We start from the raw sequence: 15,044 nt of genomic DNA on the forward strand, positions 1-15,044 counted from the left end.
AAGGGACGCGAGTATGACCGTGGCGGACGTCTGCTGTGGGACGGAGAGTACCATTACCGCTATGACTGCGAGGGCAACCTCGTACACAAGAGCCGCAGGGATGTGTCCGTTCCGGAAAACGGGCATACCGGAAAGAAAGGATGGCTCGGTATGCTGTTCTCTGCGGACGATGTGGATACCGATAACGGCAGCAAGGAAACCACTCCGTTCGCCTGCTGGCAGCCGGGCGACACCTGCTACGAGTGGCAGGCCAACGGTATGCTTGCCGGGGTGAGGACTCCCGACGGAAGGACGGTCACGTTCGGCTATGACGCCCTCGGCAGACGGGTGTCAAAGAGGACGGGCAACAGTGTGCACCGTTTCGGCTGGGACGGCAACGTGGTGCTGCATGAATGGGACATTGAGGAAGCCGACAGGCCGAAGCTCGTCACGGACGAGACCGGGCGCGAGGAATACGACGGCATGGAAAAGCCGGACAACCTTGTGACATGGGTGTATGACGGAACATCGTTCACGCCTGTGGCGAAGGTCACGGACGGGGAACGCTACACGATAGTGCATGACTACCTCGGTACGCCGACGCAGGCATACGACAGCAAGGGAGAGCTTGTCTGGGAGATGCTGCTGGATGTGTACGGCAGGGTGGCGGAATGTCATGGGGACCGAACGCTCGTGCCGTTCCGCTATCAAGGACAGTACGAGGATGGAGAAACGGGACTGTATTACAACAGGTTCAGGTACTACTCGCCGGATATGGGGATGTATATTTCTTCTGACCCCATTGGGCTGGCGGGTAACAACCCGACACTCTATGGGTATGTGCAGGATGTGAATACGTGGATGGATCCGTGGGGACTGGATTGCTCTAAGGACGCACAAAAATTACGAGCTAACATGATCGCCGCTGGAAAAGTAGAGCCACCTTATCCCAATGCAGCACACCATATAGTTCTGTCTAATTCAAATGATTGGAGGATGGTTAGTCTTAGAGGTAAAATGGAAGCATTTGGTATAGATATAAATGATGCTGATAATGGTATCTTTTTGCCACGAAGTTCTTCCGTTAAAGAGCAATTTGCCATTGATGAAATAGCTCATAGTAGAGTTCATACAGAACAATATAAACAATCTATTTATGATATCTTAAGTCCGACTAAAAGTGAAGAAGAATTTAGACAAAAATTAAAAAGTATAAGATTCTAATGAAAGAAAACATAAAAATACAACAATTAGAAAAGGATTTTCAAGATTATGAGAAATCCTTTGGGTTTCTATTTAACGAATACATTGAACGTGTAAAACGGACAGTATATTCTAAAGGTTGGTATTATAATATATACCCATTTGAGAACGAAATAGACGGCTTCCGTAAAGGAAGACTCCTCAAAAACAAACCCGCTAAGATAAACAAAATAATGGAATATGGTTTTGACAATGATGGAAGGATTATTTTAGTAATAGAACATATAACGCCAGAAATATGTAACTATTCTTTTGTCAGTTATATCGACTCTAAAATTACTATATATAAGTATGTTGGAGGAATTCCTCTGTTGCAAAATATTACAATGGTAGTTCTATCTAAAACCGAACTTATTGATGCGTTATATAATTTTGGGAAGTATGGCTATAGAATTGACACTTATTTTTGTAACTCTTCAGATGAGATACTCAATGTACATAGAAAAGCAAAAGAGCACACATCTAATCAATTTATTGAATGCGACTTTCTATTTAAGTACAATGATGGGGAATTAAGCACAATTGAGCAGTCTTACACTAATGGATATAGTAAAATTATTTATAGCATTTAAATGTATTGTATAAATTTTGAAGTTATGAAATGCACGTTCAGAACAAGGAAGTTCCGTCTATAGGTAAATATGTAAGACATTCATAGTGCGTAGGTGTTCGGTGATTCCCCGAACACCTACCATACGTTTGGAGCTATTGTAGTACTTCTGCCCACTCAGGCATCAAGGACAGTATGAGGATGAAGAAATGGGATTGCATTACAATAGGTTCAGGTACTACTCACCAGATATGGGGATGTACATTTCTTCAGACCCGATTGGATTGGCGGGAAATAACCCGACACTCTATGGATATGTCGAGGACGTAAACGCCTGGATTGACTTTTGGGGACTATCGGATTGTAAGATAACGCAAAGGCTTAATGAATTAGCAAATGAAGCTATAAAAGAAGCAAAATTAAGCAAGAAACAAACAGCATCAATACAAAGATCTTTAGATAGAGCTGCTGCAAGTACAAATCCTAAAATCAAAGCTTATCATGAAATGATGGCAGGAAAAAAGGAGAAAATGTATATGGGAACTCAAGTGGATACTTTATTTAAAAGAAAAGTAGAAGCTGATAGAATGCTAAAGGAAGCTGGTGTTCGAACAACTCCCAGAGGTAAATTTGGTCCAGATGTATATAGCAAAGACGAATATTGGGATTTAACAACTGAGACTGATTGGAATAGAGGTACACATCAAACTAAATATGATGGTAAATATGGTGATGGTACAGGAATATTTTGGTAAAACAACTACATAAAAAGAATTATGGATACAAAATATATAAATTATTCATGGGCAGAGTATACTAAATATGAAAATGTACTCTTTGAGTATTATAATTTTACAGAAACAAACTTTGAAAATACTTCATTTGAGAAAGTAACATTTAAAAATTGCTTGTTCTATAAATGTAATACTAATCATATCGGCTTATGGAATTGCAATTTTATTAATTGTGAATTTAAAGATATTGATTTAAGAAATGTTCCTATCGGAGCAGATGGTGGTATATTAAAAAAATGTCAGTTTATTAGATGTGATTTTAGAGGTCAACATTTTTGGTTTCCTGTTTTTGAAGATTGTATTTTTGAAAAATGCAAATTGAAAAATATAAATTTTAACGATGCTTCATTCTTAAAATGCAAATTTATTGGGAAATTAGAAGATGTAACATTCAATGGAATGTATCACAAAATTAAAAAAGAAATAAAGCCCTTAGATTATGTTGATTTTTCCAAATCAATATTCGGTGATTACGTTGGATTTGAAGACTGTGATTTGTCAACATGCATACCACCTGTTGGAAAAACATTTAATGAGTTATTGTATATCGCAGACTTAAATGATCTGAAGCATTTAAGTACAGGGTCAAAAGATAGGTATGTTATTCCCAAAAAAGAGAATACAGATTTAAAAAGATAATATAATTAACAGAATCATGTTACTCGCTGACAGTCATATCACTATGGTAGCACAATTAACGATAAATGAGAAGATTGACGAATTGAATATCAAAAGAAGTTCAACCGATTTTTGGAATTGAATGATACGTTACATTTATTAAAGTTTATATAGAATAAGGAACAGGGTTATTGAAATTAATACATCTAAAACCTTATTTGATATATTGTCTATTATACCTATAAAAAATGAGTAAAAAATTTACATGGATACCATTCTATAAAGAATTATCCGATTGGCTACTTGGAAAACAGAATAACCAGCCGGAACTTATATCTATACTAAAAGATATAGGTATTACCGGTTTTCGCGATGGTACAGAAAAAGGTAAAGAGATCACACTGCAAGAAATAGACCCATTCACATTCTTGGCGTATCTCAACAAGTTTCACTCCGATGAAAAAAGGGTCGAAATCTTACAGGATTTAAGGCGCAGGCTAAATTTTAGGTGTCCAGAACCAACAGATGTATCAGGTATCCCGACCACACATCCCATGAAAGTGCATCTATTCCCATGGAAGACAATCAGGGGCAACAATGATATAAATGTATTATGGGAATTGTTCGGACAGGTAAAAGAAGGGAAAGTAGATGAACGGCTTTTTCAAACGGCATTGAACATTAAAAGTGTCGGAAAGGGAAAGCTCAGTATTGTTCTGTTCTACGCTAATCCAGAAAGATATGTTCCTTTGGACTCCAACACTTCATCGTATCTAAGAAGTAAAAAACTGGGCTACACTTATGATAGTTTTGCATCATATAATGAGTTGTCAGAAAAAATAGTCAAGACTCTTGGAAAACGTCCGTGGGAGATTTCATACGAGGCATATAATTATACACCGGAGAGTGATTCATCAAGTATTGGTAGCATCCGGACTCTATTCGAGAAACTTGAAGATGAATTAGAGGACGATATGGATTACCATATCTTTTATCGAGGACAGTCAGATAAGAGTTTTGGATTGATTCCCTCCATCTATCGAGAGAAATTCTTAATCCAAAATGAAAATAGAATTTTCAGAGATATTATCGCTCAAAGTCCGGCTGATTTCAAAGGGTGTACATCTACCTTTGAGAAGTTGGTCAAGATGCAGCATTACTCCTTGCCGACACGCCTCTTGGATATTACTACAAATCCTTTGGTAGCTCTGTATTTTGCGTGCGAGAATGATGCCGTTGATGGTAAACTGTTCCGATTCGAAGTTCAAACATCAGATATTAAATATTTCGACAGTGATGCTGTCAGTGTTGTTTCTAATATCGCCAAACGCCCAATAGATTTCAGTATCGAAGATTTGAGAGAACTGGATAGGTATGAGTTCAACTCCGAAGAGGAAATCCAATATCTTCTGCATGAAATTAAGTACGAGAAACCTCATTTCCAAAATGTGATTGACTCAAAGGATATTGAAAGAGTCTTTTGCGTGAAACCTATGTTTGACAATCCTCGCATAATCCGGCAGTCCGGGGCATTTTTCCTTTATGGTATCAATGGCAATAAAAGCCAACCAGCATCACTCAACTTCAGCTACAAAGTGTACATCATCAATAAAGCGCAGAAACAGAAAATCAGGAAGCAGCTTGAAGCTCTCGGCATAGACAAATCAACGTTGTTCCCAGAAGTCGAACACGTGGCCGAGCATATAAAGGACAAATATCATCTACCTAAGTAACCTTTCCCTTATTTTAAAAAAACAAGCCGAGCTATTACACGGATAGCTCGGCTCTCAACTTGAAAAAATTACATCAAGTCTTAATCTCGTGGTATATCTTGAACTTGCAAGCATTTCTCTACTTTGTATAAATAATACTTAGAAGGGAGGATAGCCTGTAAATAGAGTTTCTTCTATTTTACTGGTTAATAAATTTAATTGATTGTTTGTTATGTTCAAAGGAAAATTCTATATTTGCGAAATATGATATCCTCCTTCTTGTCTTGAAAGCGGTCTGACTGCTTTAACCAAGGCGAAATGTCTTGGTTTTATAATAAATAATAAGATCAGCATGGCAGAATTAAAGGCAACCGTGTGCTTGCAAGGGAAGGATATAGAAGTGATTTCATCACATATTGAATTTAACCGCAAGACAGATAATAAAGGAAGGCCAGTGACAAATGTTATTGGCGGACGTATTACCATAACCGTTGAATCTACCAGAGAAACTACTATTCTTGAAGCAATGGTAAACAGTCCTTTCAAAGCGATAAGCGGCAAGGTGATTTATTACAACACTAAGGATAATTCAATCTTTCGTGTCGTGGAGTTCAAATATGCGTATATCGTATATTACAAAGAGGTTTACAATGTTGACAGGAAACGCCAAATGTACTCCACCATCACATTTTCTGCGGATATTATTATGATAGGAGACGCATATTTAAGCAATCAATGGTAAGACTGACGATTCCTGCAAGCCTTTATTGGATCTTTCAAAGAAGAAACATGAAATTTAGTTGTTTGGATATTATTGTATTAAGAAATATCACTAACTTTGTTCATTGTGGATGTGGTGATAATGGATTTGCAGCGTCGTTTACTATTTCAATATTTAATGTTCTTATTGCTACATTTTTGTTTTTCAATGGAGTTAAAATAGAATTATGTTAATAACAAAGGTATGAATACTTTGATTCTTGATTTTTTAAACAGCTATGCTGATAATACCAATCCTCAGTATGCCGTGATGCTGAAAGGAAAATGGGGATGTGGCAAAACTCATCTTATAAAAGAATGGAAGAAGAGGTTTGATGGGACCGCAGATACCGACGGGGAAATTACGCTAAAGCCCATTTATATTTCGACCTATGGAATGGATAGCGTGAATGACATCAAGACAGCTATAGATAGGGAATTAAATCCTTTCTTCTATTCGAAAACGGGGCGTTTCATAAAGGGAATTTTGAAATTAGCCGGTAAGGTAGTCTTCAAGACAAGTATGGATTTTAATGAAGACTCTAAAGAGGATGGTTCATTTTCAGCAACACTGGATTCGTTGTCGTTACTACAAGTGAAAGACGACAGTATAAAAGGTGTAAAGTTTCTGATATTCGATGACATCGAAAGGTGCCTGATAGAGATGAAGGAATTGTTAGGCTTTATCAACTATTTTGTAGAGCATTGTAATTGTCATGTTGTCGTAATTGGAGATGAGAACCACCTTGAAGAACTTCCCAAGGCTGTATGGGATGAGTTTAAGGAAAAGACCATAGGCAGGGAATTTGAAATACAACCTGACATAGAAGAAGCCATCGAATACTTCCTTGGCGAAGTACCGGTATCCGATTATTTGAAAGAAATGCGTGATTTCATTATTACCTGTTTTATGTGTACAAAATCCGATAACTTACGAGTTTTGAGACAATGCTTATATGATTTTAAAAGCCACTTAAACAAACTTCCTCCCGAACTGGTTGAAAAGGATAATATCTTTCTTAAGAATATTCTTGGGTCATTTATTGCTGTGTATGCAGAGTATAATAATAGTGAGAACAAAGAGGTAATTTGTAATTGGAGTAGAGATTGTCGGATTTCTCTACTCCAAGATAATAATGAGGATAAGCAAAGGATACAGCATCTAAGGGAAAAATATCACTCTTTAAACAAGGAGCTAATTTATGATGTCTTAAATCCGGAGTATGTTACGGCTATTATACACTATATTATTACAGGTGCTCCACTTGTAGAATTTATTGTTACGGAGATAAGGGATAAGCAAAAAGAATTGAAACCTTGGGAAATGCTATCCGGCTTTTTCGATATGGAGCAGCAAAAACTTGAAAGTATTTGTCAGGACACTATAAAGTCCATATTGGATAGAGAGATAAAAGACGCTTATCAACTTGGTTATAGTATTGCGTATCTATCATATTTTCACGCTATTGGCATTTTCTATTTTATACAGGCTTATGTCTCTTTAATAAAAGTGAGAATAGCAGAAATAATTAATAGTCAAACCAGTTTAGAGGAACTTTATCAGCTAAAAGGGCTTTTTATTAGTGGATGTAATTATGTAACCACAGATTCCAAGACTCCAATAACGGATGATATTGTGGACTATTTCTTGCAGAAGATAGAATCAAAGAAAAATGAGTTGCCAGATCAAATGCAAAAAGCACTGCGTAATTTGACTGAAGGAACAGTAGAACAACTTATAATCATAGACAGATTGCCTTATCCAGATAAAAGTTGTACATACGAACTTCGTGCTATATTTGCATCTGAAGATGCCAATGCTCTCTTTGATGCTATCTGCAAACTAAGCAATAAAAGTAAAAATACTTTTACGAATTTTCTTGCTTATCATTATAAATTTGACTATGACTTACAAGATGTAGGAAACAGATATAAGGCAGATATTCCTTGTTTACTCAAGTTGAAAGATTTGGTCAGTAATGAAATCAGTATATCAAAAGGAGTGGATAAAATTACCTTCACAAAGTTAAAAGATGCCTTAATTGAAGCAATTAGGAGGTGTGAAGGCTAAAGTGACACATTGTCACCAATATAGAAGCTAAAAATGACGTATCGCAAAAAAACGGATATGTGATGAAAGGCCATTCTCCCTATTGGGCTAAAATAGAGGATATGAGGGCTATAAAGGGAAACGGGTGGCGGCGGGGAATCGGGAGGTTATAAAGGGAGAAAGGATGCCATAAAAGAGTAGAGCCGTCGGCAGACCGGAGCGAAAAAAATCCCTCTGCCCGGTCATCGCGACCATGCAGAGGGAACGGTTGAATTATGATTATGTCAAGCAGCTTCGGCAATAGTTTCGTGTTTGGCAGCCTGTGGTTGTTCGGCCTCTTTCAGACTTTCATCAATCCTGTGCTGAAGTTCCTTACATTCCTGTTTGAGCCTTGACAGCTCATCAGTCTTGCTCCACTGGCGACAAACGATTTTCTGCAATGTAGGAATTTCGCTTTCTATCCGCTCTACCGCCTTTTGTTGCTTCTCGATAAGAGAGGGCAATTTGCTTAATGCTCCATGCGGATATTGCGCCGACTCTACAAAACCAAGCGGCAGCACACCGCTTAGGCCGCATCGGTATTTCAATCCACTTATACCCTCTACAAAGAATGTATTGCGGTCAAACGTACCGTCCATATTATACTCGCTATGCACCAACAAGTTCAGTCCTGCATACGTGCCAACTGTGCCATACGCTCCGTTGCGGTAGGTCCTGGCTATACGGTGCAACTCCCGACCAACCTCCTCGGTACTGGCTTGCGGCAAGTTTAAAAGCAGGGTTGCCTTTGCCCCATTATACGAGTTGATGTATTCCAAATCCCTCTTGAAATCGGCCTCAGTACGCTTTGCCTTTTCGACTTCTTCCTGACAGGCAGCTATTTTACGTTCGGCACGGATGCGTTCTTTCTTGAAAATAGCCTGTTCCTTTTCAAGCTGCATAATCTTGTTGTCGAGCTTCGTCTTGTTCAGCAAGTCGTTATTGCCTGACAGAATAGCCACGAACTCGGCGAAGTTCATACCGCTGTCCTCATCCATGCCTCCCTCGTCAATACGGCGCACGGCGATTGTGCCGTTGTTAATTTGATTGATAAACATCTGCTTGTTTTTCAGCAGATTAAACTTGTAGGCGTCGAGGGTCTTTTCCGTACCATAAATTACGATATCCACCACATTGCCACCCCACAGCTTTACGGTGTTGCCTTTGCGTACTGCTCTGCCATTGCGTTGCTCCATGTCAGCAGGTCGCCAAGGTATTTCAAGGTGATGCACCGCCACAGCCCTTTGTTGGGCGTTCACTCCTGTACCTAACATGGTCGTACTTCCAAAAAGAACTCGCACCTTGCCGTTGTTCATTTCTTCAAACAGCTTTTTTCTTGCCCTCTCGGTAGTGGCGCATTGGATAAACTGTATTTCATCAGCAGGAATACCGAGCCGTACCAACTTTTCTTTGATGTCGGTATATATGTTCCATTCGTTCGGTTTGTATGTACCAAGGTCGCTGAACACGAACTGTGTACCCCGATTACCATTCGAGCGTATATAGTAATCATAGATTGTCCTCGCACAGATAGAAGCCTTGTTATCGGTATCGTCCTTGAACTTGTCACCCAACAAGCGCATATCAAGAGCCATTTTTCGGGCTACATTGGTCGCAACCAACATTTTAGCCTTGTCGAGGTTGTCGGGTTGCGGAACGTCAAGCCCCAAGTCCTTCCACTGGCCGCTACCGGCAAAAGAAACCAAGCGTCCTATCATTTCCTCCTGCTCAATTGTCGGGGGATAAGAGAGGAAACGCACGTTCTTCTCAGGCACATCAAGATTTATCATGTCGGCTGTACGGTAATCCGTAATCTCACGCAGGAACATTGCCAGTTCCGGTACTTTGATGTAAGTACGAAAACGCTCTTTGCGCTTCACCGAGCCTGTCACGTTCAACTCATAATCTGCCGTTTTCTTTGTGAATATGGCTGCCCACGCATCGAAACAGCTAATCCGTTGCCGTTGAAGCTCCTGCGGACGCAAATACTTGAACATCACATATAGTTCGGTCAGTGCATTTACCACCACTGTACCCGACAGAAACGTAGCCCCAAGGTCACGACCTGTACGAAGTTGGATGTCACGAATGGCGAACAAGAGGTTCATTGCCCTTTGAGAGCCTTTGGTGTTGCCGATACCTGCCACACGGTTATGGCGTGTCTGGAACATTAAGTTCTTGAAAATATGGCACTCATCTACAAAAATATGGTCTATTCCCATTGTGTGGAAGTCCACAGCATCGTCTTTCCGATTATTGATTTTCATACGCAGTTCTTGTAATTTAGCCCCAAGGTTCTGTTTGCGCTTTTCTAACCCCTCCTGCATCTTTCCGCTACGGTAACGCATAGTGGACTGCTCCAAAAATTCAAGGTTACGTTCCACATCGACAAGCTCTTCCGTGAATATATCTATCATGGTTTCTTCTGACTGCGGTATCTTGGCGAACTGGTCGTGCGTGAGTATGATGCAGTCCCAGTTGTTGTTCTTGATTTTTGAAAAGACCTCTTGCCTGTTGGCAGGGGTAAAATCGTCCTTGCCCGGATAGAGAACTTTGGCCGTAGGGTATGCCTTACGGAACGTATCGGCGATTTCGTGCACATTGGCTTTCAGCCCGATAATAAGCGGCTTGTGTGCCAATCCGAGACGTTTCATTTCGTAGGCGGCAACACACATTATCATCGTCTTACCTGTGCCTACCTCGTGCCAACAAATACCGCCTCCGTTCTGCTTAATCATCCAGATAGCATCTTTCTGTGAGGGATAGAGGCTATCGTATGGAAATTGCTCGAAAGAGAGCTGCGGAAAGGTTTGTGCCGAACCGTCATAGTGCGGCCTGACATAGCAGTTGAAACGCTCATTATACACTCTCACCAGCTCGTCCCGAACCTCTATCGGCTGCCTGTCAAGCCAGCGGTTGAAACGGTCTCTAATCTCCTGTATCTTGGTGGCTGCCTCCTGTATGGCTTCCTCGTCCGGTACACGCACCTTATCACCATTGCGGTATATCTCTTTCGTGATTTCAGGTACAGTATCATGCAGGGCATGAACAAACAAATCCTCACCGTTATAGTTACGAACGAAATAGGTGTTGTAAGCCACCGGAGAGTAACTTTGCAGACGTACCATGTAGGTGTCGTTCACATCGAAATACATTACGCTTGTCTCGGTCTCGAAAAGTTCAGTTGCAAAATCGGCATATAACTTAGTGTCAATCCAACGCTCGCCCATGTTAATGTCGAGTTCCTCGTAGGGTATCGCTTCGGGTGTCACATCCGCCAAAGCCTTTACAGCAGTTTCCGTCCAATCTTTTTCCCTGTCCGTGAGTTCGGATAAGTAAGAACCTATCTCCTTGCATTTGGCTATGACATTGCCTGAAAGGAACTTGCCTTTGTGCTCCCACTCCCCGATAGCGGGATTGTAAAATATTTCACCTTTGAGGTCGCCGATGATTTCTTCCTCGGCACTATCCGTGGACTGCATCAGGTAGTCCATATTAACCCTGCCGTAGAAATTCAAGCAGCTTGCCAACGCTTCAATCGGTGTCAGCCGTTTGTTCGGGTCTATCTTCTTGAACGCCACAGGTTCACGCATGATGTCGGACTTGACTAAATCCTTTCCAAGCTGCATTTCTATTGTAAAGACTTCCACGCCGAGGCTGTCAAGCATGATAAACTCCTTGTTGTCGTTCTCGTGGAAACAGCCCCATTTGGCAACAAAGGCATCGTATCGAGCGTTCAGCTCTCTACGCAATCCGTTATCCTCTTTTTGTTCTTCCCTTTCTTTGATTGACAGTTCAAAGTATGCTTTGCGTATAGGAAAATAATCTTTCGCCCTATCTGTATTGACCTTACCCTCGTCCACCGGCACAAAATCAATGGCTACCTCTTGATAAAGACTTGATTTTCGATATTGGATAGTACCCACCTGGCCCTCAAACAGTACCATTGCGCCATCTTTCATCCATGCTTCCACCCCATCCGTGTAGGCTCGTTTACCTTTTACTACTTGTTTCATCGCTACATTCCCGAAAAGGGACATTTGCATATGTTCGCTGCCCTGTCCGTTCCCTGTGAAAAGACTTTTGCGGAAATATCGGCCAAAGTCGAGTTTCAGCAGTGCAGCGAGATATTGCGACATGGCATTTTCATTTCCCTGCCATTGGTATTTGCGCACATATTTTCCGTATTGGTTCTGTACAATGCGGCTACCTGTTGCAAGGGTAGTTTTCGGCATGGTAAACAATTTGTTGGCGTATTCGGTCATTGTGCCTATGGCGTCCGCCTTTTCCCTGCCTACTTGTAAAAACAGTTGTTCCCGTTGTGAGAGTACCGTCTTGTGCGTGTGCTTTTGGAATATCAGCAGGTCACTGCCTACCTCTATACCGCTTGTCTGCATGAAAAGCATATCGGGCAGACGGATTGCACTTATCAGGTCTGCATGATTTACAAGATATTCACGTACGAACTTGTTACCGGGCGTGTCGGCTATGCCCCTCGATGTGATGAAAGCCAATAATCCACCCTCATTCAACAACTCCATCGCTTTGACAAAAAAGTAGTTGTGTATGGTCTTGGTGGCCTGTTCGTACATACCGCCTTTCTTCCACAGCTCCGCATCGAATACCCGGAAATTGCCAAACGGGATGTTGGAGGCTATGACATCGAAAGTTGTATGCTCAAAACCTTGTTCTCCAATGGTTTCAAATGCAGCCGTCCGTGTTAGCGTGTTCTCATGGAGCAGGGAAAGTATCATCCCCGAAATGAGATCTTTCTCAATGGCATAGTCATACGTGCCGGACATGGCTATGGGCAGAAAACCGCCTATACCTGCACTCGGTTCGAGAAATGAACGCATTTTGAGGCCGTTTTCGCTGAACGTGGCGTGTATCTGCCGCACCACTGCATCAACAAGGAATTTAGGAGTGTAAAATGCTGTCAGTACAGATGCTTTGATACCCTCTATGACATTGTGTCGCATGGGTTCTGTGAAATGAGGGTAAGCATTGATTAACTCCTGCAATCTTTGTATCGGTTCTTGCATATCACCACTTATGGGCTTGTCCGTACCTATATTCAACACTTCTTTGATACCCCCGAAACCAGAATATCGGGATAAAATTTCTTTTTCTTCCGCAGTGGCCTGCCTGCCTTGAACTTGGATTTTCATTGCCGTTTCTATGGCTTCCACGTTCGCTACCAATGATTTCAATTTGTTGTAACTCATAATTTAACCTTTCTTTTTTTCCCTTTTTTCAGCCTGTTTGCGACCTTTGGGATTTATTTTTCTGCCTCCAAAAGGTGGCGGAAACAATCTGACAAGGCTGATGCGGAAAAATACGCTCGACAGACGGAGAGGAAGATTTTTGCGGCTCACTCGCAGCGGAACGCCGGCATTGGCAAGATTGGAGCAGCCTATTACCTTTGCGGGAAAATAAGTCCACGAGAGGTCGCACGGCAGCAGCAAAACGATAATAAATGACAATCAAATAGAAAGGGATGAATAAAACTGTAAAACAGGGGTGTTAAAACAGGGTAACGGGCAATCGGAACGGATTGCCCGTACTATAATCGGAGGAAAGTGAACTATAAAGGGAGGTGGAATCGGGTGGATTGGCCCATCTCTTGATAATTGCAGTCTATTACTCTCAGAATGACGACTATATTAAATGTCGTAAAAAAATGCAACGGACTATTTTTTTTGTATCATGAGCGTATTATTCAGCAAATTAGTTGTATCTTTGTAATCGCATAGATTTTTTTGAAATGAAAACAGCTATACAGATTGCTAAAATAAGAGCAGTGGTACTCTACATCATGCAGAGTTTCACTCAAGGAGTGGACTATATAAAGTTATTTAAAATACTTTATTTTGCCCAACAGGACCATCTTGTCAAATATGGCAAAGTGATTGTTGAAGACTCTTTCAGAGCATTGAAGCATGGCCCGGTGCCAGCCTATACCTACAAGGCACTGCAAATTGCAGAAGGCAAACCTTTGGATGGGAATTTTGACGAGTTCCTTTCAGACATAGAGGTTCGTGACAAGAAGGTATATACTTCTGCCGTACCCGATATGGACTATATATCAGGTACCAACAAACGTTGTCTTGACGCTGCTATCGCTAAATATAAGGATACAGACCCTTATGACTTGTCCGATTTGTCGCATGACTCGGCATGGGAAGAAGCGATGACACGCATTCAGGATGATCCTCAAAAAAACTTCATTACCATTATAGATATAGCCCGGGCAGGAAAGGCTACCAAGGACATGGTAGATTATATCCGAGAAAAGCAGATTGTCAAGAACGCTTTATCTTAAATCAAATGGACGACAAAACCGGTGCATTGGAAAAGCTGAAAGCTATAATGGCCAAAGCTGAGCAAGTAGATATGTCATCAGTCAAAATTGGTGACATTATTTATGTCCCCTTGGACGAAGAGGACGGACTGATACTAAAAGACGGATATAAAGACCGCAATAAATATATTGTTATTATCGGCTTTACTCCGGAAGGTGTCGCTATCGGTGCCTTACTGATAAATTCGGAAATAGATTCTTCCAAGAGGTCGGAAGAGCTACTGGACTGCCAATATCCTTTGATGGTTCGGAACTATCGTGATATTCTGGACTATGACAGTTGGCTGGATTGTTCCGATATATTCGAACTTTCAAAATTAAAAATCACGGAAAAGAACGGTAAACTGAAAGGTTGCCTGATTTCCGAAGACAGGGAACGGGTAATGCAGTTTCTAAGAGAGACAGAGGTGTTCGATAATGCAACTAAAAGACGTTATGGCATTATTAAATAATGGCGTTAAATCATAGGGCATGGATAGAATAGGTTTAGATACCAGAATTTCAAGGAAAGAATCGTTTCTATTGGCAAATGACGGTTTGTATTTAGGCAGATTGTCGTTGAACACATCTACTCCTGATTCCATATCCAACAACGAGAATATATACGGTAGTCACTTTTCAAGTATATCTTTCAAGAATCGGTATTCCATATATGGAAGTCCCAGTTCATCGTTAAGTCCATACAATCCGAATACATTAACCCCACCAGTTATTTATTTAAGAGGTGAGAAAATCGGTTGTTTGAGTAAAAATGTGAATCTTACAAATCGTGTAGATCCGGACGTGCTTAATGACTGGATGATAAGTCAGCGATTATTTGATTAGTTTTCCATACAGAAAAATGAAGGTGTGTCAAAATGCGCACCTTCTTTTTTTATGCACAAAGCCCCGACTTTCACAAGCAGGGGCTTTGTTATTA

General features: G+C 40.9%; 10 protein-coding genes and 1 pseudogene. 10 read left to right on the forward strand and 1 reads right to left on the reverse strand.

The genetic code is table 11. The annotated features are described in order from the left end of the window. From AB5062_RS21465 to AB5062_RS21495, 7 genes and pseudogenes are all read left to right on the forward strand, one after another. Positions 1–1,203: RHS repeat-associated core domain-containing protein (locus AB5062_RS21465; protein WP_271705959.1), on the forward strand; the 1,203-nt coding region annotated here is incomplete at its 5' end. Then, the gene (locus tag AB5062_RS21470) at positions 1,203–1,814 is read left to right on the forward strand and encodes a hypothetical protein (protein WP_009041262.1); all 612 of its coding nucleotides are present in this window, start codon (positions 1,203–1,205) and stop codon (positions 1,812–1,814) included. The genes AB5062_RS21465 and AB5062_RS21470, both read left to right, overlap by 1 nt. A gap of 163 nt (positions 1,815–1,977) precedes the next feature. Further along, positions 1,978–2,547: pseudogene (locus tag AB5062_RS21475) on the forward strand (RHS repeat-associated core domain-containing protein); the annotation flags it as partial. Between the two features lie 21 nt (positions 2,548–2,568). Beyond that, positions 2,569–3,225 (forward strand): pentapeptide repeat-containing protein, encoded by a 657-nt coding sequence (locus tag AB5062_RS21480; RefSeq protein WP_009041260.1) that lies wholly within the window; start codon positions 2,569–2,571, stop codon positions 3,223–3,225. Between the two features lie 227 nt (positions 3,226–3,452). After that, positions 3,453–4,937 carry an FRG domain-containing protein gene (locus AB5062_RS21485; RefSeq protein WP_009041259.1) on the forward strand — a complete coding sequence of 495 codons (1,485 nt, stop codon included), beginning with the start codon at positions 3,453–3,455 and terminating at the stop codon, positions 4,935–4,937. A 331-nt stretch (positions 4,938–5,268) separates the two neighbouring features. Then, positions 5,269–5,658 carry a type VI secretion system tube protein TssD gene (tssD, locus tag AB5062_RS21490; RefSeq protein WP_004308665.1) on the forward strand — a complete coding sequence of 130 codons (390 nt, stop codon included), beginning with the start codon at positions 5,269–5,271 and terminating at the stop codon, positions 5,656–5,658. A 222-nt stretch (positions 5,659–5,880) separates the two neighbouring features. Next, positions 5,881–7,746, forward strand: a complete 1,866-nt coding sequence (locus tag AB5062_RS21495) for a P-loop NTPase fold protein (RefSeq protein WP_009041258.1) — start codon at positions 5,881–5,883, stop codon at positions 7,744–7,746. Positions 7,747–8,009: 263 nt separating this feature from the next. Here AB5062_RS21495 and AB5062_RS21500 read toward each other — a convergent pair whose 3' ends face one another. Further along, positions 8,010–12,989, reverse strand: coding sequence for a helicase-related protein (locus tag AB5062_RS21500; RefSeq protein WP_009293343.1), 4,980 nt, complete (start codon positions 12,987–12,989; stop codon positions 8,010–8,012). A gap of 539 nt (positions 12,990–13,528) precedes the next feature. On the opposite strand from AB5062_RS21500, the gene AB5062_RS21505 reads away from it, so the two are divergent. Genes AB5062_RS21505 through AB5062_RS21515 form a run of 3 tightly spaced genes read left to right on the forward strand, consistent with a single transcriptional unit; the run spans position 13,529 to position 14,950 of the window. Further along, entirely contained in the window at positions 13,529–14,086 is a 558-nt protein-coding gene (locus tag AB5062_RS21505; RefSeq protein ID WP_368326973.1) for a Panacea domain-containing protein, read from the forward strand. 5 nt (positions 14,087–14,091) lie between these two features. Beyond that, a complete protein-coding gene (locus tag AB5062_RS21510) occupies positions 14,092–14,577 on the forward strand; it encodes a hypothetical protein (RefSeq protein WP_004308670.1) in 486 nt (161 codons plus the stop codon). A 19-nt stretch (positions 14,578–14,596) separates the two neighbouring features. Next, positions 14,597–14,950 carry a hypothetical protein gene (locus tag AB5062_RS21515; protein WP_004323416.1) on the forward strand — a complete coding sequence of 118 codons (354 nt, stop codon included), beginning with the start codon at positions 14,597–14,599 and terminating at the stop codon, positions 14,948–14,950. The last annotated feature ends 94 nt before the right edge of the window (positions 14,951–15,044 follow it).

It is taken from the genome of Phocaeicola sp. RTP21359st1_B8_RTP21360_211022, from assembly GCF_040911965.1.
GTDB lineage: Bacteria > Bacteroidota > Bacteroidia > Bacteroidales > Bacteroidaceae > Phocaeicola > Phocaeicola vulgatus.